General features: G+C 70.7%; 22 protein-coding genes. 13 read left to right on the top strand and 9 right to left on the bottom strand.

Going from position 1 to position 25917, the window contains the following annotated elements; translation table 11 throughout:
• The first annotated feature begins 208 nt into the window (after positions 1-208).
• The 4 genes from ACFY0P_RS39535 (at position 209) to ACFY0P_RS39520 (ending at position 5130) form a co-directional block, all read left to right on the top strand.
• Positions 209-3478 carry a nitrate- and nitrite sensing domain-containing protein gene (locus ACFY0P_RS39535; RefSeq protein WP_388924855.1) on the top strand — a complete coding sequence of 1090 codons (3270 nt, stop codon included), beginning with the start codon at positions 209-211 and terminating at the stop codon, positions 3476-3478.
• 10 nt (positions 3479-3488) lie between these two features.
• On the top strand, positions 3489-3902 hold the full coding sequence (locus ACFY0P_RS39530; RefSeq protein ID WP_004983065.1) for a roadblock/LC7 domain-containing protein: 414 nt from the start codon (positions 3489-3491) through the stop codon (positions 3900-3902).
• A 96-nt stretch (positions 3903-3998) separates the two neighbouring features.
• Positions 3999-4568 carry a DUF742 domain-containing protein gene (locus ACFY0P_RS39525; protein ID WP_388924852.1) on the top strand — a complete coding sequence of 190 codons (570 nt, stop codon included), beginning with the start codon at positions 3999-4001 and terminating at the stop codon, positions 4566-4568.
• A complete protein-coding gene (locus ACFY0P_RS39520) occupies positions 4549-5130 on the top strand; it encodes an ATP/GTP-binding protein (protein WP_046729246.1) in 582 nt (193 codons plus the stop codon). Before ACFY0P_RS39525 ends, ACFY0P_RS39520 begins: the two co-directional genes overlap by 20 nt.
• Positions 5131-5257: 127 nt before the next feature.
• Here ACFY0P_RS39520 and ACFY0P_RS39515 read toward each other — a convergent pair whose 3' ends face one another.
• Positions 5258-7405 carry a serine/threonine-protein kinase gene (locus ACFY0P_RS39515; RefSeq protein ID WP_388924849.1) on the bottom strand — a complete coding sequence of 716 codons (2148 nt, stop codon included), beginning with the start codon at positions 7403-7405 and terminating at the stop codon, positions 5258-5260.
• Positions 7406-7497: 92 nt separating this feature from the next.
• Positions 7498-8820 carry a hypothetical protein gene (locus ACFY0P_RS39510; RefSeq protein WP_388924846.1) on the bottom strand — a complete coding sequence of 441 codons (1323 nt, stop codon included), beginning with the start codon at positions 8818-8820 and terminating at the stop codon, positions 7498-7500.
• A gap of 214 nt (positions 8821-9034) precedes the next feature.
• Between ACFY0P_RS39510 and ACFY0P_RS39505 the strand changes: the two genes are divergently transcribed.
• Both ACFY0P_RS39505 and ACFY0P_RS39500 read left to right on the top strand, forming a co-directional pair.
• Positions 9035-10120, top strand: coding sequence for an NlpC/P60 family protein (locus ACFY0P_RS39505; protein WP_388924843.1), 1086 nt, complete (start codon positions 9035-9037; stop codon positions 10118-10120).
• Positions 10121-10137: 17 nt separating this feature from the next.
• Entirely contained in the window at positions 10138-10878 is a 741-nt protein-coding gene (locus ACFY0P_RS39500) for a hypothetical protein (protein ID WP_388924841.1), read from the top strand.
• 96 nt (positions 10879-10974) lie between these two features.
• Here the strand turns inward: ACFY0P_RS39500 and ACFY0P_RS39495 are convergent, their stop codons facing one another.
• Both ACFY0P_RS39495 and ACFY0P_RS39490 read right to left on the bottom strand, forming a co-directional pair.
• Complete coding sequence (locus tag ACFY0P_RS39495; RefSeq protein WP_388924838.1) at positions 10975-11172, bottom strand: acyl-CoA carboxylase subunit epsilon; 198 nt, start codon at positions 11170-11172, stop codon at positions 10975-10977.
• 35 nt (positions 11173-11207) lie between these two features.
• On the bottom strand, positions 11208-12803 hold the full coding sequence (locus ACFY0P_RS39490) for an acyl-CoA carboxylase subunit beta (RefSeq protein WP_351497722.1): 1596 nt from the start codon (positions 12801-12803) through the stop codon (positions 11208-11210).
• Between the two features lie 453 nt (positions 12804-13256).
• Here ACFY0P_RS39490 and ACFY0P_RS39485 point away from each other — a divergent pair, with 453 nt between their 5' ends.
• Both ACFY0P_RS39485 and ACFY0P_RS39480 read left to right on the top strand, forming a co-directional pair.
• A complete protein-coding gene (locus ACFY0P_RS39485; protein ID WP_388924835.1) occupies positions 13257-13853 on the top strand; it encodes a YceI family protein in 597 nt (198 codons plus the stop codon).
• Positions 13854-14011: 158 nt separating this feature from the next.
• Complete coding sequence (locus ACFY0P_RS39480) at positions 14012-14704, top strand: VOC family protein (RefSeq protein WP_388924832.1); 693 nt, start codon at positions 14012-14014, stop codon at positions 14702-14704.
• An 83-nt stretch (positions 14705-14787) separates the two neighbouring features.
• Here the strand turns inward: ACFY0P_RS39480 and ACFY0P_RS39475 are convergent, their stop codons facing one another.
• Both ACFY0P_RS39475 and ACFY0P_RS39470 read right to left on the bottom strand, forming a co-directional pair.
• The gene (locus tag ACFY0P_RS39475; RefSeq protein WP_388924829.1) at positions 14788-15249 is read right to left on the bottom strand and encodes a DUF899 family protein; all 462 of its coding nucleotides are present in this window, start codon (positions 15247-15249) and stop codon (positions 14788-14790) included.
• A gap of 93 nt (positions 15250-15342) precedes the next feature.
• The gene (locus ACFY0P_RS39470) at positions 15343-15750 is read right to left on the bottom strand and encodes an ATP-binding protein (protein WP_388924826.1); all 408 of its coding nucleotides are present in this window, start codon (positions 15748-15750) and stop codon (positions 15343-15345) included.
• A gap of 112 nt (positions 15751-15862) precedes the next feature.
• Between ACFY0P_RS39470 and ACFY0P_RS39465 the strand changes: the two genes are divergently transcribed.
• The 3 genes from ACFY0P_RS39465 to ACFY0P_RS39455 all read left to right on the top strand — a co-directional run bounded on the left by ACFY0P_RS39465 (position 15863) and on the right by ACFY0P_RS39455 (position 17803).
• The gene (locus tag ACFY0P_RS39465; RefSeq protein WP_388924823.1) at positions 15863-16684 is read left to right on the top strand and encodes a helix-turn-helix domain-containing protein; all 822 of its coding nucleotides are present in this window, start codon (positions 15863-15865) and stop codon (positions 16682-16684) included.
• Entirely contained in the window at positions 16681-16926 is a 246-nt protein-coding gene (locus ACFY0P_RS39460; RefSeq protein WP_388924820.1) for a DUF397 domain-containing protein, read from the top strand. Before ACFY0P_RS39465 ends, ACFY0P_RS39460 begins: the two co-directional genes overlap by 4 nt.
• A 418-nt stretch (positions 16927-17344) precedes the next feature.
• Positions 17345-17803, top strand: a complete 459-nt coding sequence (locus tag ACFY0P_RS39455; protein ID WP_388924817.1) for a MarR family winged helix-turn-helix transcriptional regulator — start codon at positions 17345-17347, stop codon at positions 17801-17803.
• Here the strand turns inward: ACFY0P_RS39455 and ACFY0P_RS39450 are convergent.
• On the bottom strand, positions 17800-18855 hold the full coding sequence (locus ACFY0P_RS39450) for an FUSC family protein (RefSeq protein ID WP_388924814.1): 1056 nt from the start codon (positions 18853-18855) through the stop codon (positions 17800-17802). The two genes, ACFY0P_RS39455 and ACFY0P_RS39450, sit on opposite strands and share 4 nt — an antisense overlap.
• A 62-nt stretch (positions 18856-18917) precedes the next feature.
• Here ACFY0P_RS39450 and ACFY0P_RS39445 point away from each other — a divergent pair, with 62 nt between their 5' ends.
• Positions 18918-19340 carry a MarR family winged helix-turn-helix transcriptional regulator gene (locus ACFY0P_RS39445; protein WP_388924811.1) on the top strand — a complete coding sequence of 141 codons (423 nt, stop codon included), beginning with the start codon at positions 18918-18920 and terminating at the stop codon, positions 19338-19340.
• Between the two features lies 1 nt (position 19341).
• Here the strand turns inward: ACFY0P_RS39445 and ACFY0P_RS39440 are convergent, their stop codons facing one another.
• Together ACFY0P_RS39440 and ACFY0P_RS39435 are read right to left on the bottom strand one after the other, a co-directional pair.
• The gene (locus ACFY0P_RS39440; protein WP_388924808.1) at positions 19342-20715 is read right to left on the bottom strand and encodes a hypothetical protein; all 1374 of its coding nucleotides are present in this window, start codon (positions 20713-20715) and stop codon (positions 19342-19344) included.
• Positions 20716-20757: 42 nt separating this feature from the next.
• Complete coding sequence (locus ACFY0P_RS39435; RefSeq protein ID WP_388924805.1) at positions 20758-23769, bottom strand: glycoside hydrolase family 3 N-terminal domain-containing protein; 3012 nt, start codon at positions 23767-23769, stop codon at positions 20758-20760.
• Positions 23770-23896: 127 nt separating this feature from the next.
• On the opposite strand from ACFY0P_RS39435, the gene ACFY0P_RS39430 reads away from it, so the two are divergent.
• A complete protein-coding gene (locus ACFY0P_RS39430) occupies positions 23897-25762 on the top strand; it encodes a lectin (RefSeq protein WP_388924802.1) in 1866 nt (621 codons plus the stop codon).
• Positions 25763-25917 lie beyond the last annotated feature (155 nt).

Genomic DNA, 25917 nt, shown 5'->3' with positions numbered 1-25917 from the left:
GGGGCTCGCTCTTTATGACCGTTTTATCTGGGGCTTACATCCGTGCGCTCTGCCCCAATGGACTGTTTGGAAGTGCACCGGCCCCCGTGCTGGAATGCCTGAACTGCCCATTAGTCAAAGACGTACTGAGTAGTGGTCTGAGACACACCGGGCTCTGAGAGACTGCGGCACGACGATAGGTGCCCGCCGCCGAGAGGTTGTTGGTCGAGTGAGGCGAAGCAAGAACGGTCCCGAGCCGTCGGCACGGGGCAACTTCACCCCGCCGCCGCGCGCTGCGGCGCCCACCCCTGTGCCAGCCGCGGAACCACCGGCCGCGCCCGCGAAGAGCGGCGGCCGTTTCTCCCCGCGGAACTGGCGAGTGCCGACCAGGCTGAACGCGATCCTGCTCATACCCGTGGTCGTCGGCCTGATCATGGGCGGCTTCCAGGTGAAGAGCTCCATCGACACCTGGCAGGAGGCCCAGGACGCGGAGAACACCGCGCGCCTGGTCCGGGCCGCCCTGACCTACGGCGACGCCCTCTACAACGAGCGTGACTCCACCGCGGCGCCCCTGCTCAAGGGCAAGTTGCAGAACGCGGACGACAAGAAGACCGTCACGGACGCGCGGGCGGCGACCGACAAGGCCGCCGACGCCTTCGACGCCGCCGCGCAGAACATGCCGCAGAAGCCGGGTCTGGAACGCCGTCTGAAGCTGTTCCGCGAGGCCGAGCCGCAGCTCACGAACCTGCGCGCGGCCGCGTACACCACCAAGCTCACCGGCGTGAAGACCGAAGAGGGTTACACCCAGATCGCCCACCCGCTGATGGAGTTCGCGAACGAGCTCGGTCTGGGCACCGGAAACATCACCTCTTACGGCCGTACCGTCTACGCCATCTCGCTCACCAAGGCGGCCCTTTCGCTGGAGCGGTCGATCGGCATGCACCTGCTGATCAAGCCCGGTCCGGACGCCGGCAACCTGGCCACCCAGCGGGTCGCCCTCTCCTCGTACGCCTACCTCGAGGGCATCGCCGTCGAGGAGTACGTCGGCGGTGGTACCGAGGCCGACGCGCAGAAGCTGACCGATCTCGAGAAGAAGATCAAGACCGACGGCGCGGCCCTGGTCCAGCAGGCCAAGGCCAAGGACCCGAACTACGTGGCCCCGCCGTCCGGCTCCACCACGATGGTCTCGGCGCTGGCGACGCTCAAGGACACCGACCCCGGCACCCGCCAGGCGCTGGCCACCCAGGGCATCACCGCCGAGAACTGGTGGACGGTCAACACCCTCAAGTACAACGCCTACCGCACGATCGAGTCGGACATGGCCGACAAGGCGGTGAGCGAGGCCTCCGACATCGCCGACAACGCGAAGACGGACGCGTTCATCACCGGTGCCGCGGTCATGGTCGCCCTGCTCGCCGCGTTCATCCTGGCCGGCATGGTGGCCCGCCAGATGTCCCGCTCGATGCGCCAGCTGCGCAACGCCGCCTTCGGCATCGCCGAGCAGCGCCTGCCGATGCTGGTCGACCAGCTCTCCCGCACCGACCCCGGCCGGGTCGACACCAGGGTGGCGCCGATCCCGATCACCTCGACCGACGAGATCGGCGAAGTCGCCCGCGCCTTCGACCAGGTCCACCGCGAGGCCGTGCGGCTCGCCGCCGAGCAGGCCCTGCTGCGGGGCAACATCAACGCGATCTTCACCAACCTGTCGCGCCGCAACCAGTCGCTGATCGAGGGCCAGCTGACCCTGATCACCGACCTGGAGAACAACGAGGCCGACCCGGACCAGCTGGAGAACCTCTTCAGGCTGGACCACCTCGCGACCCGTATGCGCCGCAACGGCGAGAACCTCCTGGTCCTCGCCGGCGAGGAGCCCGGCCGCCGCTGGGACCAGCCGGTCCCGCTGGTCGACGTGCTGCGCGCCGCCTCCTCCGAGGTGGAGCAGTACGAGCGCATCGAGCTCTCCGGCGTCCCGGAGGCCGAGATCCACGGCCGTGCGGTCACCGACCTCGTGCACCTGCTCGCCGAGCTCCTCGAGAACGCCACCACGTTCTCCTCGCCGCAGACCAAGGTCCGCGTCACCGCGACCCGTCTCCCCGACGGCCGCATCATGATCGAGATCCACGACAAGGGCATCGGCCTCACCGCCGAGGACTTCGCGGACATCAACCACAAGCTGGCCAACCCGCCGACCGTGGACGCCGCGATCTCCCAGCGCATGGGCCTCTTCGTGGTCGGCCGCCTCTCCGACCGGCACGGCATCCGGGTCCAGCTGCGCCCCTCCGGCGAGCAGGCCGGCACCACCTCGCTGGTCATGCTGCCGGACGCGATCACCCACGGCGGTGGCGGCGAACAGCAGCTGGACCGCGACGAGTTCACGGTCTCGCAGATCATCCCGGAGCAGCAGTTCCAGCCCGAGAACTTCGGCCAGCCGCAGCTCCAGCCGATGCGTACGGCGGCCGAACTCGGCTTCGACGACAGCCGCTACATCGAGGTCCCCGACGACATCCGCGACCTCGACCCCGTGGGCCGCTCCCTGATGCGCGAGGAGCGCCGTGCGGCCCTGGAGGCCCAGGCGCAGCCCCCGCAGGCCGCACAGGCCCCGCAGGAGACCACTGAGAACCCGGCGTACGTCGACGAGTTCGACAGCGGCCGGCAGGGCTACGACCCGAGCGGTACGGGCTTCCAGGAGCAGCCCACGGGCTACGACGGGCAGCCGGCGTACCAGGAGCAGCCGCAGGGCACGTACGACGAGCAGTACTACGCGCCCAACGGCGGCCTGCCGCAGAACGACACGTTCTCCCCCGACGCGTTCTCCGCCAACGGCGGCTACCCGGAACCCGCTTATCAGGAGCCGGTCCGGGAGGAGCCCGCCGCCGCGGAGGCGTTCGGGGCCTTCGGCGAGCAGCCCTACCAGGACGACTGGCCGCAGCAGGACGGTTACACGAACGGCTACCCGGCCCAGTACGCTCCCGAAGCGGAGTCGGCTCAGGCCGGTGACGTGGACGAGCGGAACCACGTAGGCTTCGACCGTCCGGGAACGGCCCCCTCCAACGGCCACCAGCTGACCGACGCCGGGCTGCCCCGCCGGGGCTCCGTAGGCGGCGGCTCCGGCGGCCCGAACGGCGCGGGTCCCGTGCAGCACGCTCCGGCCGCGGCACCGGCGGCTCCGGCACCGGCGGCCTCGGCTCCCGAGCCGGCCGGCGACACCTCCTGGCGTTCGCAGAACGACGAGCGCTGGCAGCAGGCCTCGGCGCTGCGCAAGCCCAAGGCGGGCGGGGTCACCTCCTCCGGCCTGCCGAGGCGGGTACCCAAGGCCAACCTGGTCGAGGGAGCCGCCGCGAGCACCCCCCAGGGAGGCCCACAGGTCTCCCGCGCCCCGGAGGACGTCCGGGGCAGGCTGAGCAACCTGCGTCGAGGCGTCCAGCGCGGACGCAGCGCAGGCAGTGAAACGAACGGCCAGGGCTTCGGTCCTGACAGCACCTACAACCAGGAGCGTTAGTGTGAGCCCGATGAGCCAGGCGGCACAGAACCTGAACTGGTTGATCACCAACTTCGTGGACAACACCCCGGGGGTGTCCCACACGGTGGTGGTCTCCGCCGACGGACTCCTTCTGGCGATGTCCGAAGGCTTCCCCCGCGACCGCGCCGACCAGCTCGCGGCCGTCGCCTCCGGTCTGACGTCTCTGACGGCAGGCGCCTCCCGGATTTTCGAGGGCGGCAGCGTGAATCAGACGGTTGTGGAGATGGAGCGGGGGTTCCTGTTCATCATGTCCATTTCCGATGGTTCCTCGCTCGCGGTCCTGGCGCACCCGGAGGCCGACATCGGCCTGATTGGGTACGAGATGGCCCTTTTGGTGGACCGCGCGGGCACGGTACTTACCCCGGATCTGCGTGCGGAACTCCAGGGAAGCCTTCTCAACTAATAGTCAGACGGTGCGTTTTCGCGTCCCGGGGCCGTAAGGTTTCGGGACGCGGCTCCACAAGGTTGGGTGCCCGGCACGGTCGGAGGAGGAGAGAAAGTGGCAACACCCCCAGGCGGTTCTCATAACGGCAACTGGTCGTACGGGCCTGCGCAGGGCCAGGGCGACGGTTCCGGGAACCGGTACAACTTCCCCTCCACGCCGAGCCACCGGCAGCCGTACGCTCCGCAGGGCCCCGGTCCCTCGCCGTACGACCAGCCGCCGGCGCCGCGCATCCAGCCGGTGCAGCCGCAGCGCCGCCCCGAGTCGGCGCCGGCCTCGGGGTCCAGCAACCCCCTGGTTCGTCCGTACGCCATGACCGGCGGCCGGACCCGCCCGCGGTACCAGCTCGCCATCGAGGCGCTGGTGCACACCACCGCGCAGCCGCACCAGATGCAGGGCCAGCTGCCCGAGCATCAGCGGATCTGCAACCTCTGCCGGGAGATCAAGTCGGTGGCCGAAGTCTCGGCCCTGCTGTCGATCCCTCTCGGCGTGGCCAGGATCCTCGTCGCCGACTTGGCGGAGGCGGGCCTGGTCGCCATCCATCAGCCCGGCGGCGACGAGAACGCCGGTGGCCAGCCAGACGTGACACTGCTCGAAAGGGTGCTCAGTGGACTTCGCAAGCTCTAGCGGCGGTCCTTCCCGCTCCACCACCTCCGCGAAGATCGTGGTGGCGGGCGGCTTCGGCGTGGGCAAGACCACGTTCGTCGGCGCCGTCTCGGAGATCAACCCGCTGCGCACAGAGGCCGTGATGACGTCCGCGTCTGCCGGCATCGACGACCTCACCCACACCGGGGACAAGACGACCACGACGGTCGCCATGGACTTCGGCCGCATCACCCTGGACCAGGACCTGATCCTGTACCTGTTCGGCACCCCCGGTCAGGACCGCTTCTGGTTCATGTGGGACGACCTGGTACGCGGCGCCATCGGCGCGATCGTCCTGGTCGACACCCGCCGTCTCGCCGACTGCTTCCCCGCGGTCGACTACTTCGAGAACTCGGGCCTGCCGTTCGTCATCGCCCTCAACGGCTTCGACGGCAACCAGCCCTACAACCCCGAAGAGGTCCGCGAGGCCCTGCAGATCGGGCCTGACACCCCGATCATCACGACCGACGCGCGGCATCGTGCCGATGCGAAGTCGGCGCTGATCACTCTCGTGGAGCACGCTCTGATGGCTCGGCTTCGGTAGGTCCGGCCACTGGGCTGCCGCGGCCGGTCGTATGCCGACTGCGGGTGGATCGTGGTTGATCGCGCAGTTCCCAGCGCCCCTTACGGGGCGCTTTCGGGGCCCCTTCTGGGAAGGGGCCCTTGGTTTTTCAGGAACAGCTCGCCGTCACCATGTCGGCGACCACTCCGCGGCCTCCTGTGGGGCCCGTGTTGGTCAGGGTCAGGTCGATGGTGCCGGTGTGGAAGGGGAAGGCGCGGGTGGTGTACCAGCCGCCCGCGTCGTAGGAGTGCTGGTCGACGGTGAAGGCGTACTTGTAGTCGGCCTGGCCCTCGACGGTGCTGTCCACGTCGTAGACCTTGTAGTGGGCCGCGGTGGCCCAGGTGCCCGTCGCCACGTGGATGCGGAAGCTGCACGCGTCGACCTTGGTGCCGGGGGTGAAGACCCAGTCGGCGTTGGCGTTCCAGCCGTCGTCGTGGTCGTCGTAGAGGTTGATGTACCGGGCGGCGCCGCAGCCGTCGAGATAGGCACCGCCCGTGGTCTCCTTCCATGTTCCGTCCTTGGCGTTGAAGCTGGTTCTCGCCGCGTCGGCGGAGGCGCAGTCGGTGCCCGCGTAGCCGGTCCAGGTGACCTTCGGGGTCTGGCCGGCGCCGCCGCCGGCGGCGCTCGGGGAGGGCGACTGTGTCCGGGTAGCGGCGGCGCCCTGCCCCGACGGGGCGGCCCCGGAGGGCGAGCGGCCGGGAGCGGCCGCGTGCCGGGAGCCGGATGACGGGGTGCCGGACGGGCTCACGGCGGTCGTCACCGAGGCCGAGGCCGAAGCGGTGGGAGCGCCGGTGTCCGGTGGGGTGAGGGTGAGTTTGGACGTCCCGGAGCGGCCGACGGTCAGGGCCACGGCGACGGCGATGCCCGTGGCCAGGACGAGCGGTACGGCGGTGAGCCGGACGCGGACCACGGTACGGCGGGTGGCGGCCCTGGCGAGGGTGTCGTCGACCTCCTTGCGCCGGGCGGCCAGCCGGGAGGCGGCGGCCGTGGGCAGCCAGGCCAGCTCGTCCGGACGGTCCGCCCCGCACAGCGCGACGATCTCCTCGGGCGTCGGGCGGCGTCCGGGATCCTTGTCCAGGCAGCGCCCGACGAGCTGCCGCAGCCGGTCGTCCCCGCAGTCGAGGGCGGCGGGGTCGGGATCGGCGTGCGCGATGCGGTACAGCACCTCACCGCTGGTGCCGTCGCCGAACGGCGGGACCCCGGTGGCCGCGTAGGCGAGCACACAGCCGAGGGCGAAGACGTCCGAGGCCGCGGTGACCTCCCGCCCGTCGGCCTGCTCGGGCGCCATGAACGGCACCGTGCCCACACGGACCCCGGTCCGGGTCAGCCGGGCGGCGTCCGCGGCACGGGCCACCCCGAAGTCGACGACCTTGGGGCCGTCGTCGTCCAGGACGACGTTGCCGGGTGTCAGGTCGCGGTGCAGTACGCCTGCGCCGTGGATGGCGGCCAGGGCCTCGGCGATGCCTGCGGCCAGGCCCAGCACGACCGCGGCGGGCAGGGGGCCCGCGGACTCCACGGCCTCCGCCACGGTCGGGCCGGGCAGGTACTCGGTGGCCAGCCAGGGCCGTTCGGCCGCGGTGTCGGCCTCCAGCACGGCAGCGGTGTACGGTCCCGACACCCGGCGGGCCGCCGCCACCTCCGCGGCGAACCGCTCCCGGAAGTGCGGGTCCTCGGCCAGGTCCGCCCGCACCACCTTCACGGCGACCGGCCGCCCGGCCCGGGACACCCCCAGGTACACCACCCCCGTCGAACCGGCCCCCAGCCGCCCCAGCAGCCGGTACGGACCGGCCGTCACGGGGTCGGAGGGGGAGAGGGGGACCATGGGCGGATCAGACACGGGGAGTGGTGCCGAGTCCTCCGGTCGGGCTTCCTCGGGGTCCGCCGTGCCGGTGTCCCTCGTCCCGGCGTCCGTCGCTGCAGTGTCCCTCGTCCCGGCGTCCGTCGCTGCGGTGTCCGTAGCTGCGGTGTCCGTCAGGAGCGCCGGGTCGTGGCGGCGCAGCCGCACATCAAGTTCCCGCCAGCGCTCCTGCCAGCGCCGCACGTCACCGCCGCAGGCGGTCACGAACGCCGCGGTGACCTCCCACGAGGGCAGCCTGCGACCGGACGCGGCGTCCGACAGGGCGGAGGACGAGTAACGGGCGCGGGCGGCGAGTTCCCGGTAGGTGGGCGAGCCGGGCGCCTGCGACCGCAGCTCCCGCAGTCCCTCGGCGAAGTCCTTCAGGGGACCGTCCGGAACCGGAGCTTCCCGTCTGCCCATCGCTTCGCCCCTCAGCCCCACGGGTACCACCGCCCGGTCATATTAGTGCTCGACCGGTGTCGTAGCCGTCGTGATCCGGCCATGACGAGCGGTCAGCCGCCGGTACCGGCGGTCGCGGCGACCTGGTGCAGGACGGCGCGGTTGGCGTCGGTGATGTCGCTGGTGAACACGAGGATGAGGACGGGGTGTTCGGCCACGGCGGCCCGCAGGTCGTCGGCCAGGTTGTCGCCGGTGTCGCCGGTGGCGCCGCGCATCTCGGCGATGACGGGGGTCCGGCCCCACGGCGCGGACAGGGTGCGGCCCGGGACGACGCCGTTGTCCTGGAGCCAGATGCCCTTGGCCACCGCGTAGTCGACGATCCTGCTCTCGTCGTATCCGTCGGTGCCCCCGATGAACGTCTTGTCCGGCATCAGCGCCAGCGGGGTGCGGTGGAAGACGCTCGTGTAGGTGGTGATGGTGTGCTGGGCGTAGGCCCACCACAGTTCGTCGGTGTAGCCGATGGACTGCCACAGCGGGAGCAGGTCCGGGTTCTTCTCGCTGTCCGCCTTGCTCTCCCCGCCGACGCCGATGGAGATGTCCACGGCGGAGACGGTGGCGTTGCCGTCGTAGCGGGCGGCGAATGCGGCCAGAAACGTGTCCAGGTCGCTCTCGAAGGTCTGGTTCCAGTACTCCGGCATGACCGCGCCGTCCTGCTCGGTCACCGACTTCACGCCCTGGGCGTAGACCCAGGCCGGCGTGCCGTGCGCGGAGTCCGCGGCGGTGTCCCACTTCGCCCAGCCGGCCGCGGAGACCCGCAGGACGACCTTCTTGCCGGCGGCCACCCAGGGCTTCATGTCCTGGTCGATGAGGTTCCAGCAGTACTGACCCTGCTGCGGCTCCAGTTGGGCCCAGTAGTAGACCAACGACCGCCCGGCCACGTCCGGGTCGGTGGCGAGGTCGGAGGTGTTGCCGCCGCTGAAGGCGTAGATGCCGCGGAAGGAGGGGGCGGCCGAGGGCGTGGCGGACGGCGGGACTGAGGGGGTCGCGGAGGCGGGGGCAGGGGCGGGGGGCGTGGTGGAGGCGGCGTCGGAGGGTGTGGCCGGGTCGATGTCCGGGCTGGTCGGAGGGTTGGTCAGAGGGCTGGCCGAGGGCGTTCCCGCCGTCGGCGCCGATGATGCGCCGCAGGCCGCCGAAACCGTGCCGGAGCCTGAGCCGGGGGCGGAACCGGCGGACGGGCTCGCCGGACCGGTGGACGGGCTCGGCAAGCCGGCGGACGGGATCGCCGAGGCGGCCGTGTCGGCGATCCGGGCCGCGTGCGGGGCGCCTGCGGGTTCCGGCAGCGCGTAGAGCGCCGCTCCGGTCAGTACCGCCGCAAGGGCTCCGGCGCCGTACCTGACGGCCCTGCGGAACGCGGGCGGCAGATGCGAGCTCTGCATGGGGACCTCTCTTCGTTGCGGTGTCCGGCCTCCAGTCCACGCATGAGCTCGCCGCTCAACCAGCTCTGTTTGATGACCGGTTGACTCCGAACACGGGCAGCCGAGCCGGGCCCCGTTCGCCGCCAATCGGTCAACAAAAACTGCTGGTGCGTCAATTCGGCGGGCCGTCAAGTGGAGTCGTCGCCCCGTTCCCCCGCCCTCCGGGAGCCCCGCCATGACCACCGCCCGTCCGACCCGTGTCCCCGTCCTCGCCGTCCTGCTGGCCCTCGTCCTCGCCCTGACCGGCGCCTCCACCACCGCGTACGGCACCGCCGCGCGAAGCGCACGCGTCACGCACGCGCCGACCGCCGCCCATGTCGCCGCCCAACCTGCACCGCGTCCTCCCGCGCAACGGCACTCCCCCACCCGACGCACCGCCCGCACCGTCCTGTTGCGCCCCGGAGACACTCTCTGGGGCATGGCCCACCGGTACGGCACCACGGTCGCCGCCCTGCAGCGGGCCAACCATCTGGGCACCTCCACCCTGATCCGGGCCGGCGACCGCCTGACGATCCCCGCGGCGGGGGCCGACAGCAGCCACCGCCCGAAGCCGCACACCAACCCGGCCCCGGCAGGCAGCCTCGCAGTGGCGTTCGCCCGCGGCCGGCTCGGCGTCCCGTACCGCTGGGGCGGTACCGGGAACGGCGGTTACGACTGCTCGGGGCTGGTCCAGGCCGCCTGGGCGGAGGCCGGTGTCCGGCTGCCGCGCACGGCCGCCGCCCAGGCCCGCACCGGCTCCCGCACGAGTCGCACCCGGCTCCGGCCCGGTGACCTGGTCTTCACCTCGTCCTTCGGCCATGTCCAGCTGTACGCGGGCGACGGCCGGGTCATCGAGGCCGCGCACACCGGCACCCGGGTCCGGTACGCGCCCCTGCCGGCCGCGGCCGCCGTCGACGCGTACGTCCGCGTCCACGCCCCCGCCGGCACGCCGGGCGCCCGCACCACCGCGAGACCGGCCTCCGCCGCGGCGCCCACGGGCGGCTCCGCCCGCCGCGCCGCGGCCGCCGTCTTCGGCGGCCAGTACGGCTGCGCCGCCGAGATCATCACCCGCGAGTCCGGCTGGCGTACCACCGCCGCCAATCCCACGTCCGGCGCCTACGGCCTCGCACAGGCCGTGCCCGGTTCGAAGATGGCCCGCTACGGCGGTGACTGGCGCACGGATCCCACCACCCAGCTCCGCTGGATGCGCTCCTACGTCACCGCCCGCTACGGCAGCGCCTGCGCCGCCTGGGCCTTCTGGCAGACGCACCACTGGTACTGACACCCCAAGGAGAAACCGTGTTCGACTTCCTGTCCCGGCGCCCGTCCTTCCTGTCCAGGCGCCCCTCCCTGCGCGTCACCGCCGCCCTCCTCACCGCCACGGCGATCGTCGGCACCGGCTTCGGCCTCAGGGCTTCCGGCGCCCTGCCCGAGCTCGCCGGCCACCGCGCCGCCCACGCGGAGATCAGCTCCGTCGCCGACGCCGTCGTCTGCCAGCCGGGCACCGGCACCGGCACCGTCGTGGACCCGGGCACCGGCACCGTCGGTCTCGGCGGCACGGGTTCGGTCAACTGCCCCGGGGGGTCCGGGACTTCCGGGGGTGCGCAGATCGGCGGCTACACAGCGGAACAGTGCTGGCTGGCGACCACGAGCGAGGAGGCGTTCAAGGAGTTCATGAAGAACTGGATCAGCAACAACGCCCAGCGGTGGGCGACGGAGCTGCAGAATCAGGGCGTGAGCCCCGCGCCCGCCCCCACCGACCAGCGCGTGGACGACGCCTTCAGCAAGATGGAGCAGTCGTTCTACGACTCGACGAGCGCGTTCGCCCAGGCGCTCAGCAGCGCTGCCCAGAGCGACAACGAACGGGTCTCGGACTGCAGCGCCAGTGACGACGGGCTGGAGCCCAACTGGATGGACGAGGCGTTCGGCCAGGCGGTGGACCTGCAGAACGAGACACCGTGGTGGCTGGAGCAGGCGGAGCAGGCCCTGGTGCAGGCGGTCGCCCAGATTGCCTGCGACAACGGCGGCGGCAACTGCTGACGCCCGGGGCCTGACGGCCGCGCATGCCGTCGGCCCCGCCGCCCAGAAGGGTGGCGGGGCCGACGGTCGTCGTGCTCGGGTTCCGTGCTGCGGGGCTCAGTGCCAGCTGTGCGGGGCGCGGAAGCCGTTCTCGCGTTCCAGGCGGCGCCAGCCCGCCTTGGCGCGGCCGCGGTGGGTCTGCTCGGTGTCGTCGGTCGGCCGGGCGGCCGCGCGGGCCAGGAGGACCGCCGTTATGGCGGCGACTTCCTCCGGGTCGGCGTTGCCCTTCTCGACGCGGATGTCAGGCACGTTCATGGGTGTCAGTCTCCGTGAGAGAGGTTTCCGCAGGATTACTGCGGGGGGTTGCCGTGCTTACGGGACGGCAGGTCGGCGTGCTTGGTGTGCAGCATCGCCAGCGACTTGGCGAGCACCTCGCGGGTCTCGGCCGGGTCGATGACGTCGTCGACCAGGCCGCGCTCGGCCGCGTAGTAGGGGTGCATGAGCTCGGCCTTGTACTCCTTGACCATCTTCTGCCGCATGGCCTCGGGGTCCTCGGCGGAGGCGATCTGCCGGCGGAAGATCACGTTGGCCGCACCCTCGGCGCCCATGACCGCGATCTCGTTCGTCGGCCAGGCGTAGGTCAGGTCGGCACCGATCGACTGGGAGTCCATGACGATGTAGGCACCTCCGTACGCCTTGCGCAGGATCAGGGAGATCCGGGGCACGGTCGCGTTGCAGTAGGCGTAGAGGAGCTTCGCGCCGTGGCGGATGATCCCGCCGTGCTCCTGGTCGACACCGGGGAGGAAGCCCGGTACGTCCAGGAAGGTGACGATCGGAACATTGAAAGCGTCACACATCTGGACAAAGCGCGCAGCTTTTTCACTCGCCTCGATGTCCAGGACGCCCGCGAGGACCTGCGGCTGGTTGGCGATGATGCCGACCACCTGGCCGTCGATCCGGGCCAGCGCGCAGATGATGTTCCGCGCCCAGCGCTCGTGGACCTCCAGGTACTCGCCGTCGTCGACGATCTCCTCGATGACCTTGGTCATGTCGTACGGCCGGTTGCCGTCGGCCGGGACCAGGTCGAGGAGGGCGTCGCTGCGGCGGTCGACGGGGTCCGTGGACTCGACGCGCGGCGGGTTCTCGCGGTTGTTCTGCGGGAGGAGCGAGAGGAGGTAGCGGACCTCCGCGATGCAGGTCTCCTCGTCGTCGTACGCGAAGTGGCAGACGCCGGAGGTCTCCGCGTGGACGTCGGCGCCGCCGAGGCCGTTCTGGGTGATCTCCTCGCCGGTGACCGCCTTGACGACGTCCGGCCCCGTGATGAACATCTGCGAGGTCTCGCGGACCATGAAGACGAAGTCGGTGAGGGCGGGCGAGTAGGCCGCGCCACCGGCGCACGGGCCGAGCATCACGCTGATCTGCGGGATGACACCGCTCGCCCTGGTGTTGCGCTGGAAGATGCCGCCGTAGCCGGCGAGGGCGGAGACACCCTCCTGGATACGGGCGCCGGCGCCGTCGTTGAGCGAGACCAGCGGGGCGCCGGCCGCGATGGCCATGTCCATGATCTTGTGGATCTTGGTGGCATGGGCCTCGCCCAGGGCGCCGCCGAAGATCCGGAAGTCATGCGCGTAGACGAAGACGGTACGGCCCTCGACCGTGCCCCAGCCGGTGATGACACCGTCGGTGTACGGCTTCTTGGCCTCCAGGCCGAAGCCGACCGCGCGGTGCCGGCGCAGCTGCTCGACCTCCTGGAAGGAACCCGGGTCCAGGAGCAGCTCGATGCGCTCCCGGGCCGTCAGCTTGCCCTTGGCGCGCTGCGCCTCGGTCGCCTTCTCGCTGGGGCCCGCCACGGCCGCCGCACGGATCTCGTGCAGCTCGGCGACCCGCCCGCGCGCGTCCGTCGGTTCACCGGTGGGCTCGCCCGTGGTCTCTTCCAAAACGGTCATGTAGTGACCTTACGAAGGACACCAAGGAATGCGAGACGTCGACTCCGTACAGTCTCCGACGCGTTTTCCTGGAACCACCGAACAGAACCAGAACCGCATGCAGCCGTTCCGACTGCTCAGAGGGCTTCGCCGTTGTAGGGGTGCCACAATGGCAGGGCTGAGACGCGCCTCACATTCACCGGCGGTCCATACCACCCGCGGAGTAACAGACGCCTCCGGACGGCGGTTCACCCACACAGAGCCTAGCCGCTCCCCCCAGCGGGTCCCGCCGCCCTGTCGGGCGACACACCACTACGTTGAGTAACGACACGACACGCGGGCGGATGATGTTGAAGGTTGAACGGAATAGGTCTACGGTGTCTCTCGTTGAGTTCGTTGAACGTTAAACATCAAGACCGCGTCTTCCGCACATCCCGCTTCGGAGTCGCGACCCGTCCCCTCAAGGAGCACCTCATGGGTATCTTCGGCCGTAAGAACGACCAGACCACCGCAGCCGGCGCCACCGCCGACACGGCCGCGCTGACCGGCGACTACACGATCGACCCGGCGCACTCCACGCTCGGCTTCGTGGCTCGCCACGCGATGGTCACCAACGTCAAGGGCAGCTTCCAGGAGTTCGAGGGCACCCTGCACCTGGACGGCGCGGACCCGTCCAAGTCCACGGCCTCGCTCGACATCAAGATGGACAGCATCACCACCGGCAGCCCCGACCGCGACGGTCACCTGAAGTCGGCCGACTTCTTCAAGATCGACGAGTTCCCGACGATGACCTTCCGCTCCACCGAGGCGGAGGCCCTCGGCGGCGAGGACTACCGCATCACCGGCGACCTCACGATCCTCGGTGTCACCCGGCCGGTCACCATCGACCTGGAGTTCAACGGCGCCGCCAAGGACCCGTTCGGCAACGAGCGCGTCGGCTTCGAGGGCAAGGCCGAGATCAAGCGCTCCGACTGGGGCGTCACCTGGAACGCGGCGCTGGAGACCGGCGGCGTCCTCGTGTCCGACAAGATCAAGCTGAACTTCGACATCTCGGCGATCAAGAACGCGTGAGCCCGCGGCGCCGGACCGCCGGCCCCGATCACGCCCGCTGAGCGCCGCCCTCCACTCCCCGAGGGCGGCGCTCGGCCATGTCCGGGGGTGCCGGGCCCCCGAGCCTTTCTCAGAAGTGCCGCAGGCGGGACCGGCAGTGGGATTGCAAGGATGCGGCCATGGAGCAGAAATTGAATCGGCAGGAAGCGTCCGAGGCGGTCCAGGACTACGGGTGGCGCTTCTTGCTGGGTACTTTTCGAACGTCGGTCCCTGTCGCGTCGCTGGCTCAGGCGGTCGGCCTGGCGGCGGACGCTGTCGCGGTCTGTGGTGACGACGCCGACCGGCACCTTCGGGTCGATGTCCGCCCCGATCGGGTCGTCCTCACCTTGCAGACGTCGGACCGCGCAACGGTCACCACCAGGGATGTCGAACTCGCGCGTCGGATCTCTGCCGCCGCTGAGAGGTCCGGGCTGCTGACGCAGCCCGACATCGGAACGGGGGCACCCCGGTCCGTCCAGCTTGTGGAGATCGCGATCGATGCACTGAACATCGCCGGGATCCGGCCGTTCTGGAAGGCAGTGCTGGGCTATACGGGCGAGGCGGGTGCCGAGGGACCGGAGGATCCGCTCGTCGACCCGGTCGGGCAGGGCCCGGCCATCTGGTTCCAGCGGATGGACCGGGCACGCCCACAGCGCAACCGCATCCACTTCGACATCTGTGTTCCGCATGACGAGGCGTCCCGGCGGCTCGAGACCGCGCTGGCGGCCGGCGGCCGGCTCGTGTCCGCGACCCGTGCCCCGGCCTTCTGGGTGCTGGCCGACCTGGAGGGGAACGAAGCCTGCATCACCACTTGGCAGGGCCGAGACGGCTGAAACGTCCTACGGACACCGCGCTTGCCCAAACAGGCGCGGGCCGGGTTCGCGGGCTGCCCGGCCCGGGCCCGGGCATCCGGGGCCTACTGGTAGTCGATGGCCGGGTACCAGTCCCCCCGCCCCTGTGGGGTCGGATCGAGCAGGTGCCAGACGGGTGTCAGCAGGTCGATGCCGCGCTCCTGGATGTCGTCGGCCATGCGCGGATGGGCGGAGTAGGTGAGCCGGACCGTGCCGTCGCCGTCGCGGGTGAAGACGGAGACCGTGGAGTCCTGCGCGCCGTCCTCGTCCTCGCTCTCCAGGTCGTACTTGAACGTGCTGTCACCACAGCTGAGCAGCCGCAGCCGGTGCCAGCCGCGGTCGCGGCCGTACTGCCGGAGGGTGGGCGGGTCGGCGGCCGCGGCGATCACGAAGTCGGCGTTCCGGGCGACGTGGTGGGCGGTGCACCAGCCCCTGAAGGACGGCCATACAGAGGCAACGGCATGGCTCGACCTCGGGTCCGCGCTTCTGGCTCTGGTCCGCCACGAGGAGGCCGTGAACGCCTTCAAGCGGGCGCTCGAACTCTTCGAAGCGCCCGGAGACCGGTTTTATGTCGCCGGCACCTTAGGCTGCGGCAGCCCGTCGAGTCGCCGAGTTGCAGATCACCCCAGCACTCCGAATTCACACCACACCACCTTCCCCGGCTCCCGCTCCCCCACCCCCCACTTGTCCGCGAGCAGGCTGACCAGCAGCAGACCCCGGCCGTGTTCCGACTCCGGTGACATGTCTCCGTAGCGGAGTTCACCCGGGCCGCTGTCGTGGACCTCGGTGCGGAGGAATCCGTCGGGGTGCAGGGCCAGCCGGAGGCGGAAGCCGCGGCCCGGGGGTACGCCGTGGAGCACCGCGTTGGTGGTCAGTTCGCTCACGCAGAGCAGTACGTCGTCGGCGCGCGGGCCGACCTGCCAGTAGGTCAGGGCCGTGCGCGTGAAGTCGCGTGCCACGCCGACGGATCTGCGGTCCCGGCGGTAGAACGCCTCGCGGGTGTGGGGGGTTTGGGGTTCCGGGTTCATGAGGCGAGTGTCACTGTGAGTGACTACCATGAATCAGTGAGTGAGGTCGTAGTTCTGACTTCTACGAGTCCACTACGAGCGGTTCGGGCGCGCGCGGGGGAAAGGGACACGCATGCAGGTGGCGAGGAAGCCGAAGAAGGTCGGTTCGTGGCAGGCGGTCGGAGCACTCGTCGCCCATTACCGGAAACAGGCGCGTCTGACGCAGGAGCAGTTCGCCGAACTCGCCAACCTGCACGTCGACACGGTGGGCTCTGTCGAGCAGGGGCGGCTCGCCCTTCAGCCGGACCGGGCGGAGCAGTTCGACGAACTGCTGGGGACCGGCGGGGCGTTGGCCGTGCTGGTGGCGAAGATGCCGGTACGGGAGCGGATCGTGCAGTTCGCGCAGGGGCTGGTCGACCACGAGCAGGAGGCGGTCAGTGTTCTCTCGTACCAGAGTCAAGTGGTTCCCGGGCTTCTTCAGACCAGGGACTACTGCCGCGCGGTGTTCGGCTATCGGTATCCGGCGATCGGCAGTGAAACCGCCGAGCAGTGGGTGAACGCCCGTATGGAGCGCCAGTTGATCTGGCAGCGGGACCGGCCGCCCGTGGGCCATTTCGTGCTGGAGGAGAGTGTGCTACGGCGAGAGGTCGGCGGCCCGGAGGTGATGCGGGAGCAGATCCGAAAGATCCTGGAGTACACCGAGCCGGTCCACATGAGCTTTCAGATCATGCCTGAGGAGCGGACACCGCATGCCTGCCTCGATGGCCCCATGGTGCTATTGGAGACGCCGGAGTTCGAGCGTCTGGTCTATCTGGAGGTGCAGCGCGCCAGCTTCCTGGTAGCCGACGCCGACGAGGTCAGCGATTACCACCTCCAGTATGGAATGCTGCGGTCACAGGCCCTCTCTCCCGACGAGAGCGTGCGTCTCTTGAATGGACTGCTTGGAGAGTCATGAAGACCGCAGCACTGACATGGTTCAAGTCCAGCTATAGCGGCAGCCAGGGCGGAGACTGCGTCGAAGTTGCGCACGACTGGCGCAAGTCCAGCTACAGCAGCAGCGAAGGCGGCAACTGCGTGGAGGTCGCCGCCATGTCCGCGAAGGTCCACGTCCGTGACTCGAAGACGCCCGACGGCCCCATACTCACCGTCTCCCCCTCCATCTGGAGTGAGTTCCTTGACCGCGTCGCCCGCGACTGAGCAGACCGACTGGGTCCGCATCACCTCGTACGAGAACGTGCCGGGGCGTCCGCGTCCCTTCGCCGCCCTCTGCGGTTGACTGCGTGAACGCGGCATCGACTGGATGCCGTTCGCTGATGAGGAGCTCCGGTGGGACCTCGGGTGCCGGCGGGAGGGCGACGGGCACTGGCGTGGGTGGATCAGTCTGTCGGTGGACGCCCGTGCCCTGTGGCGGCTCGGTCTGCACCCGGATCAACCGTCGTCCGTCGTCAACGGGCCTTCCCCGCCCGCCTGGTGGCATGCCGCCGGGCTGCGTTATGCCACCTCGCGTCCGGATCGGGAGACAGCGGGGTCCCGCTGAAGGTCCTTGACCTCAAGCGAGGTTGAGTCTCTACGGTCGGTCACCTCGAAACAGACAGGTCAAGAGGGAGGGACCGGCATGGAGTACTCGCACACCGACGCCGAACTGATCCAGCAGCCCATCGGCTACTGGAGCTGGGCCGCCTACAAGTCCGTCGTCGACCGCATCCGCGCCTCCCTCTCCGGGATCGGCACCACCCAGCCGCAGTGGTGGGTCCTCGCTCAGGTCGCAAGTGCCGACCGGGTCAAGACCCGCGACGAGGTGTCCCGTCTCCTGCGGAACTACCTGGGCTCCGGACCGGAGATCATGGAGTCCGAGATCGATACGACCATCTCCCGGGGATGGATCACCGAGGACGCCGAGGGCCGCCTGAGCCTCACGGCCGACGGCAGGGCGTTCTACGAGAGGGCCGCGGCCGTCCAGGACGAGCTGCGGGATGAACGGCACGCGGGCATCCCTGACGAGGAGTACCTCATCACCCTCAAGGTGCTGCAGCGCTTCATCCACAACACGGGCGGCCAGGCCTGGCACCACTAGGTCAACGCCGGCCGTGTCGCGGCGGGCTCGCGGCGTTTCGGTACCGGCAGCAGCCACCACGCCGACACCACCGACAGGACCGCGCCCACCGCGATGCCCGCCAGGCGGGTCGGCAGCAGGGACGCGGCGTCCTGGCCGAAGTAGCCGAGGAGGAGGGAGAGGGCGCAGGTCATACCGGCCGCCCAGTAGGCGTAGCTGAGGGGGCGCAGCCAGAGAGCGACGGCGAGGGTCGCGAACATGAGGGCCACCGCGGTGTGGCCGGTGGCGCCGACGGCCGCCACGCCCGCCGCCAGGAGCGTGCCCGCGCAGGCGCCGGCCAGCCGCTCGATTCCCTTGCGCAGTACGTCGGTCCGGCCACGGTTGCCGCTCGCGGCGACGTAGGCCGTCAGCACGACCCAGGGCCAGTGGTCGTCGAAGAGCAGGTGGCCGAGGGCGAAGGCGGTGGCGATCCCGGCCGCCATCTGGAGTGCCATGCGGGTGCTGGGGCGCGGGTTGAGGCGGGAACGGCGTGCGGGCGGGTCGGGGGTCGGGTCCGGGCGCCAGGGGCCGAAACGGTCGCCCAGGGACTGCACCAGCCAGACCGAGCCGCACGCCGTCGCCCCGATCAGCGCCGACCAGCCCCAGGTCACCAGCCCGCTCTGTGCCTCGGGCGGCAGCGCGGGGCCGGGGACCACCAGCAGGGCGACCAGCGGGAGGGCGATCAGCGTGCCGGCCTTGGTGGCGGCCGGGCCGTAGCGGCGGATCCAGATGGCCAGCGCCATCCCGGCCGTGTAGACGGCCGCGCCCGCCGCGTAGTGGGAGGCGAGCAGGCGGCCCACGAAGATCGAGACGGCGGCCGTCGCGGGCAGCAGCACCAGGGAGAACAGCCGTCGGCGGGTGTCGGCGGTGCGCTGGGTCGAGGCGAGGGTCAGGGTGAGGGCGACCGCGAGGACCAGCACGTCGGTGTGCAGCCCCGCCGTCCCCTCCAGTACCAGCGCGGCTCCCCAGGAGAGCAGCACGGCCGTCATCGTCAGCCCGGCTTCGTACGCGTTGCGTATGAGTTTGACGGTCACGAGCCGAGAGTACCGGGCCAGACCGACAGTCAGTAGTAAGTATTCGCGTACGATCCTCTGTCATGGACCAGCTCACCGAAGCCGCCCGTATCCGTCGTGCCGTCCTGCGGTTCAACCGTCGGCTGCGGCAGGAGCGGGGGGACGGGAGCCTCAGTCCCAATCAGCTGTCGGTGCTCGGCCATCTGTACCGGCACGGGCCGTCCACGCCCGGCGAGGTCGCGGCCGCCGAGCGGCAGCGGCCGCAGTCGCTGACCCGGGTCTTCGCGGAGTTGCAGGCGGAGGGGCTGGTCGGGCGGGCGCCGGACCCGTCGGACCGGCGGCAGTCCGTGCTGAGCATCACCGAGGACGGGCGGCGGGCGCTGGAGGACGACATGGCGCAGCGGGACGCCTGGCTGGCGGAGGCCCTCGGGACGTTGAGCGAGACCGAGCGCGGGGTGCTGTTGCTCGCCGCCGCCGTGATGGAGCGGCTGGGGCAGGCGGACTAGGTCAGAAGCCGCCGCCGAAGTCGCCGCTGTCCCCGCCCCCGCCGCCGAAGTCGCCGCCTCCCCCGCCGAAGTCACCGAAGTCCCCGGGGTCGAAGTCCGCCCCCGAGACGTCGCCGCCCTGGTAGCCGGCGGTGTCGAAGCCGCCGAAGTCGCCGTATCCGGTGCCGTAGTCGGCCGCGTAGGCAGGGGCGGACATCCAGCCGCCCAGGGCGGTGCCGAGGAGGAGGCCGGGGAGGATGCCGCCGCCGAAGTAGCCGCCCGCCCAGGGGCCGTAGGCCGGGCCCGCGTCCCAGTAGGGGCGGCGGCCGTGGTCGGTGTCGACCTCGCGGACCGCGGGATCGCGGCCGTCGGCCAGGCGGGCGGCGTCGGCCGCGCAGACCGGGACCTCGCGGGGCGCGCCGCCGGCCGGCGTCCAGGTCGCGTCGGTGACCGAGGGGCCGTGCCGGGGGTCGAAGAAGCAGGGCGGGCGGCGCTCCGGGAGCGGGCGGCCCTCGCGGCGCGCGGCCAGCTGGGCGAGCGAGAAACGGCCGTCCTCCAGCGCCTGGGTGACCGCGCGGACGTCCTCGGGTCTGCGGGCGTCGGCCATCGCGGACTTCGCCTGGTCGTAGGCGTTCAGCGCGCGCTCGTAGTCCGCGCGCATCGCGTCGTCGGCGCGCGGCTCGGCCGGGTGGAAGTCGAGGCGGTCCAGTTCCTCGCCGAACGCGGTGATGTCCTCGTCCACGACCACCCGGAGCCGGTCCAGGGCGGCCCGCTGCTCCTCCTCGTGCCGTCGCCGGTTGCGGCGGACCAGGGCGTACGCGCCCGCCCCGCCGGCCACCACCACGGCGCCGAGCGCGATCAGCGCCGTACTGGAGACTCCCGAGCCGCTCGTGCCGCCGCCCCAGGACGAGGGGGCCTTGCCGCCCATGTTGGTCAGGGCGCGGTCGGTGAAGTCGGTCAGCTGGGTCCTGGCGCTCTCGCCCTGGACGCTGGTGACCAGGTTCTGCACGGCCGTCCGCGGCAGGACCGAGGAGTCGGCGCGGGCGTCGAAGCGGTCGCCGAGGCGGATCGCGTAGAGGCCGGTGATGCCGGTGGCGGTGCGCAGGTTCGTGAAGAGGTTCCCGGTGGGGTAACCGGCGGGCAGGACCGCGATGAACAGGGGTTTGTCCGCGTCCTTGATCTGCCGGGTCAGCGCGTCGGCGTCGGCCGTGGAGAGCTGGGCGGCGGCCGCGGGGTCGACGTACACCGGGTTCTTGCGCAGGGCGTCGGCGATCGCCGAGACGCCGGTCGCCGCGCCGGCCCGCGGGGCGGAGGCGGTCAGGGCGACCAGCGCCAGCGCGAGCGCCAGGAACAGCAGCCCCGGGAGGCTTCGGGTGGTCCGTCGCACCGCGTTCATGCTTCGAACCTACCCCGAAGCCTCCCCAGGGGCGCTGTGCTTCTACGCCGCCCGGTAGGCCTCCGTCAGCTTCTCCACCGCCGCCGCGTACCTGCCGGTCAGCAGCAGGTGGTCCGCGTCGGCGAAGGGCTTCGAGACGGCCGCGGTGACGGACTGCCCGATCTTCGCCTGGACCAGCAGACGGGCCTTGCCGACCAGCTTCCGGCCTGCCGAGTCGGAGCCGGCCCGTTCGGCGGCCCTCGCCGCCGCGCCGAGCGCCTTCAGGGTGGCCTCGCCGCCCTTGGGGGCCTTGGTCAGCGTGGTCAGACCCCAGCCGTAGGGGTACTGCGGGTCGTACGACGCGTCGCCCACGTTGATCGGCAGCTGCGCCTCGGACTTCGGCCAGGTGACCGGGAGCTGACCGGTGAAGGCCTTCTTGCCGTAGAGCACGTCGGCCACGCCGTCGCCCTCCGTGCCCGGCAGCCAGGACGCCACCAGGGCGTCGATCTCGCCGAGCCGGTCGCCGATCAGCTGCGGGCGCCCGGAGACGACCAGCACCGCGCACTTCATCGCCGCGCACACCTTGTCCACGGCGGCCTGGTCGGCGGCGGACAACACGAGATCGTTGCCGTTGCCGACGTCACCGACGCCCTCGGCGTAGGGGGTCTCGCCGACGACGACCACGCCCACGTCGTAACCGCTCGTCGGCGCCGAGGCGTCCTGGGAGTAGGTGACGTCTCCGCCGGCGTTCTTCATGCCCTGGAGGATGGTGGTGCCGGTGGTGTGGGTGCCGGACTGGCCCTGCCAGGTGATGGTCCAGCCGCCGGTCTGGTTGCCGAGGTCGTCGGCGTTGGACCCGGCGACGTAGACCTTCTCCGACTGCTTCAGGGGCAGGACGCCGTCGGAGTTCTTCAGCAGCACCTGCGACTCGGCGGCCGCCTGCCGGGCGACGGCCCGGTGTCCGGTGGAGCCGATCTTCGAGGCGCCGGACGTGTCGGCGTAGGGGTGCTCGAAGAGGCCCAGCTTGAACTTCTGGGTGAGGATGCGGGAGACCGCGTCGTCGATACGCTGCTCGGTGACGGTGCCCGCCTTCACCTGGGCGATCAGTGTCGACGTGAAGTCCTTGTAGCCGTACGGCACCATCATCATGTCGACGCCCGCGTTGACGGCCGTGCTGACGTGGGACGCATAGTCGCCGGGAAGCTGGTCGATGGCGTTCCAGTCGCTGATCACGAAGCCCTGGAAGCCCATCCGGCCCTTGAGCACCCCGTTGATCATATCGGCGCGGGCGTGCATCTTCACCGGGCCCTGGCCGTCGCCGATGATGTCCAGCGAGGAGTACGACGGCATGACCGTGCCGACGCCCCGGTCGACGGCGGTCTGGTACGGCGCCAGGTGGATGGCCTCCAGCTGCTGCCGGGTGACGGTGGTGACGCCCTGGTCGATGGTGTACGTGCCGGTCGTGGACGAGCCGTAGGCGGTGCCGCCGTCGCCGACGAAGTGCTTGGCGGTGGCCAGTACCTTGTCGTCGTCCTTCAGGTCCCGTCCGTCGGCGCGCCCTTGCAGACCCTGGATGACGGTCTCCATGGACTTCACCAGCGCCGGGTCCTCGCCGAAGGACTCGTAGGAGCGGCCCCAGCGTTCGTCACGGGTGACGCACAGGCAGGGGGCGAAGTCCCAGGAGACGCCGGTGGCACGGACCTCGGAGGCGGCCACCGCACCGGCCTTCTCGGCGAGACCGGGATCGCGGGTCGCGCCGATGCCGATGTTGTGCGGGAAGATCGTGGCGCCGGCCAGGTTGTTGTGGCCGTGGACGGCGTCGGCGCCGTAGATCAGCGGGATCTGGAACCGGGTCGCCTGCGCCCGGAGCTGGAAGGCGTCGATCATCTGCGCCCAGGCCGCGGCCGTGTTGGGCGTGGGGGTCGAGCCGCCGCCGGAGAGCAGCGAGCCGAGGTCGTACGCGGCGACGTCACCACCGGTCCCCACCGCACCGCGCTCGGCCTGGGTCATCTGGCCGGCCTTCTCCTCCAGGGACATCCGGGAGAGCAGATCGGCGACCCGCTTCTTCACGGGCAACTTGCTGTCCAGGTAGGGCAGTCCGTGCGCGTCGATGACGACCTGCGGGGTCTCCGCGGGGGCCTTGGCGCCGGTGACCGTGAGCTTCAGCGGGACGGTCTCGGCCGACTCGGCCGAACGGTCCTTCAGCGTCGGCACCTTGATGGTCTGCGTGGCCCCGGAGGCCGTGCCCGCCGGGAAGGTGAGGGTGCCGGAGACCGCCTGGTAGTCCTTGCCGGCCTCGGCGGTCCCGCCCGTCGTCTCGTACACGACGGTGACCGGGTCGTCGATCGGGGCGGAGCCGGTGGTGGCGACGGTGACCTTCACGGTCGCCGTGGAGCCCTCCTTCACCGGGTAGACGGCCGCGTCGGTGGTGACCGACGCGCGCAGTGCCTGGTCGGCCTTGCCGTACAGCTCCACGTCGTCCATGGCGAACTGACCCTTGACCCCGACGGGGAGGGTGACCGCGTAGCCCCACATCTGGGTCAGGCCGAGGACGTGGTCGATGCCGCCGACCGGCTGGTAGTCGGTCCGGTAGACGAAGTCGGTGAACGGGATCTCGATCTGCTTCCAGCCGGTGAAGTCGTCGGTGAAGGACGTCGTCCACAGCTCGGAGGCCTCGCCGTTGGCGCCGCCGTCCTTGATCTCGAAGGCGATCTTCTTGCCGTTGTCCTGGCCGTCCCACCAGAAACGGATGCCCTTGTGCGCGGACCAGTCGTGGGCGGGCTCGGTGGCGGCGAAGTCGTGGGTGAAGCCGCCGTAGCCGCTGATGTCGTAGGTCCCGGCGAGGACCTTGGCGCCCTCGGGGGCGTCGGCGCGGTCGGCGAACCGGAGGGCGGGCGGGTCGTCGCTGTCGCCTCCCCAGGTGAAGATGCCCTCGGCGGGCTGGGAGGCGAAGGGGACCTCGCCCTCGAAACGGTCGACGGGGGTGGGGGCCGGGTCGTCGGCGGCGCTGGCGGCGGACAGGGGGATCAGGGCTGCGAGCAGTGCGGTGGAGACGAGCAGGGCGGCTCTTGGCATGGACCTTCCCTCGACTCTCTGGTTCACTCGGGGCTCTCACAGTTCACTCATGGCTTAGATCACGTCGTGAGTTAACTAACGGCTCGCACCCCCGTCAAGACGTCCCGTCAGGAAGGGCGATGTGCCCATGAGAAGAACCCCCCACACTCTGCGCCTGTTGCTGGCCGGGCTGCTCACCGCGGCCGGCTTCAGCGCCGTCGTGCCGCCGGCGCACGCGGCCGGTGAGCAGGTCACCGCGTACCTCACCACCACGGACGACTCCGCCGGACGCCACGTCACCCGCGGACTCCAGGCACAGACGCCGTTCGCCTTCTCCTCGGGGACCGGGGGCGGCGGCACGAACATCACCGTCGACGAGAACACCCGCTACCAGACCTTCACCGGCGGCGGCGCGTCCTTCACGGACACCGCGGCCTGGCTGATGAACAGCAGCGGGGCGCTGTCCCAGGCCACCCGGGACGCCACCATGAAGAAGCTGTTCTCCCCCACGGACGGCATCGGACTTTCGTTCCTGCGCAATCCGATGGGCGCCTCGGACCTGGCACGGTACGGGTACACGTACGACGACGTACCCGCCGGGCAGACCGACCCGAACCTCAACAGCTTCTCCCTCTCGCACGACCTCGCGGACGTCGTCCCGCTCACCAAGCAGGCGCTCCAGCTGAACCCCTCTCTGACTGTCATGGCCTCGCCATGGACGGCGCCGGCCTGGATGAAGGACAGCGGTTCGCTCAACGGGGGCTGGCTCAAGTCGGAGGACTACGCCGCCTACGCGGCGTACTTCGTGAAGTACATACAGGCGTACCAGGCACAGGGCGTCAAGGTCTCCTACGTGACCCCGCAGAACGAGCCCACCTGCTGTTCCGGCTACCCGTCGATGAGCTGGAACGCCTCCGGGCTGCAGTACTTCCTCAAGAACGACCTGCTGCCGCAGCTCCAGTCGGCCGGCCTGTCCACCAAGGTCCTCGCGCACGACTGGAACTGGGACGTCTACGACTCCTACGCGGCCGCCCTCGTCAACGACGCGACGATCCGCAACCACCCCAACTTCGGCGGGATCGCCTGGCACGGCTACGGCGGTGACGTCTCCGAGCAGACCACCGTGCACAACCAGTACCCGACGCTGGACGCCTTCGGCACCGAGCACTCCGGTGGCACCTGGGTCGCCAACCAGCAGAAGGAGGACATGTCCAACATCATCGACTACACCCGCAACTGGGCGAAGTCGGTGACGAAGTGGTCGCTGGCCGTGGACCAGAACATGGGCCCGCACAACGGCGGCTGCGGCACCTGCACCGGCCTGGTCACCGTGCACAACGGGGACGGCGCGAGCGGGACGGTCGACTACACCGTCGAGTACTACGACATGGGCCACCTGACCAAGTTCGTCCGGCCCGGCGCGCAGCGGATCGCCTCCACCTCGTCCACCGCCGTGCCGAACGTGGCCTGGCGCAACCCGGACGGCTCGAAGGCGCTGATCGCCTACAACGACTCGTCGAGCGCGCAGACCGTGACCATCAACTGGGGTTCGCAGCACGCCACCTACTCGCTCCCCGGCAAGACCTCGGCGACCTTCACCTGGTCCGGCACCCAGTCGGGCGGCGGCAGCCAGACCGGGGCCTTCGTGGGGCTCGCGAACAAGTGCCTGGACGTGGCGGGCGGTTCGACCGCCAACGGCACGGCCGTCCAGCTCTACGACTGCAACGGCACCACCGCGCAGCAGTGGACCGTGCAGTCCGACGGGTCGATCCGGGCGCTCGGCAAGTGCCTCGACGTGACGTCGGCGTCGACGGCGGACGGCGCGAAGGTGCAGTTGTACGACTGCAACGGAACCGGGGCGCAGCAGTGGTCGTACAACTCGTCCACGGGCGACGTGGTGAACACGGCGGCGAACAAGTGCCTGGACGTCACGGACAACTCGTCGGCGAACGGGGCGCGGGCGCAGATCTGGTCCTGCACCGGGGCCTCCAACCAGAAGTGGCACCTCCAGTAAGACCCTTGCCCATCCACCACCCGACTCGGTCGGGAGAGAGGTGAGGGGTGAAGGGTGAGGCCCACCCGGCGTCGGGCGGGGGGGGGGGGGGGGGGGGGGGGGGCGCGCGGCGCGGGGGGGGGGGGGGGGCGGGGGGCGCCCCCCCCCGCCCCCGG

The sequence above is a fragment of the Streptomyces sp. NPDC001714 genome, from assembly GCF_042892755.1.
Taxonomy (GTDB): Bacteria; Actinomycetota; Actinomycetes; order Streptomycetales; family Streptomycetaceae; genus Streptomyces.
This window is presented reverse-complemented; position numbering and strand designations above follow the sequence as displayed.

Coding starts and splice junctions, on each gene's coding strand:
- ACFY0P_RS39530 (WP_004983065.1), top strand. CDS start 3,489: ATGAGCCAGGCGGCACAGAACCTGAACTGGTTGATCACCAACTTCGTG.
- ACFY0P_RS39490 (WP_351497722.1), bottom strand. CDS start 12,803: ATGACCGTTTTGGAAGAGACCACGGGCGAGCCCACCGGTGAACCGACG.
- ACFY0P_RS39430 (WP_388924802.1), top strand. CDS start 23,897: ATGAGAAGAACCCCCCACACTCTGCGCCTGTTGCTGGCCGGGCTGCTC.
- ACFY0P_RS39485 (WP_388924835.1), top strand. CDS start 13,257: ATGGGTATCTTCGGCCGTAAGAACGACCAGACCACCGCAGCCGGCGCC.
- ACFY0P_RS39470 (WP_388924826.1), bottom strand. CDS start 15,750: ATGAACCCGGAACCCCAAACCCCCCACACCCGCGAGGCGTTCTACCGC.
- ACFY0P_RS39460 (WP_388924820.1), top strand. CDS start 16,681: ATGAAGACCGCAGCACTGACATGGTTCAAGTCCAGCTATAGCGGCAGC.
- ACFY0P_RS39440 (WP_388924808.1), bottom strand. CDS start 20,715: ATGAACGCGGTGCGACGGACCACCCGAAGCCTCCCGGGGCTGCTGTTC.
- ACFY0P_RS39445 (WP_388924811.1), top strand. CDS start 18,918: ATGGACCAGCTCACCGAAGCCGCCCGTATCCGTCGTGCCGTCCTGCGG.
- ACFY0P_RS39495 (WP_388924838.1), bottom strand. CDS start 11,172: ATGAACGTGCCTGACATCCGCGTCGAGAAGGGCAACGCCGACCCGGAG.
- ACFY0P_RS39515 (WP_388924849.1), bottom strand. CDS start 7,405: ATGGGCAGACGGGAAGCTCCGGTTCCGGACGGTCCCCTGAAGGACTTC.
- ACFY0P_RS39510 (WP_388924846.1), bottom strand. CDS start 8,820: ATGCAGAGCTCGCATCTGCCGCCCGCGTTCCGCAGGGCCGTCAGGTAC.
- ACFY0P_RS39455 (WP_388924817.1), top strand. CDS start 17,345: ATGGAGTACTCGCACACCGACGCCGAACTGATCCAGCAGCCCATCGGC.
- ACFY0P_RS39480 (WP_388924832.1), top strand. CDS start 14,012: ATGGAGCAGAAATTGAATCGGCAGGAAGCGTCCGAGGCGGTCCAGGAC.
- ACFY0P_RS39435 (WP_388924805.1), bottom strand. CDS start 23,769: ATGCCAAGAGCCGCCCTGCTCGTCTCCACCGCACTGCTCGCAGCCCTG.
- ACFY0P_RS39465 (WP_388924823.1), top strand. CDS start 15,863: ATGCAGGTGGCGAGGAAGCCGAAGAAGGTCGGTTCGTGGCAGGCGGTC.
- ACFY0P_RS39505 (WP_388924843.1), top strand. CDS start 9,035: ATGACCACCGCCCGTCCGACCCGTGTCCCCGTCCTCGCCGTCCTGCTG.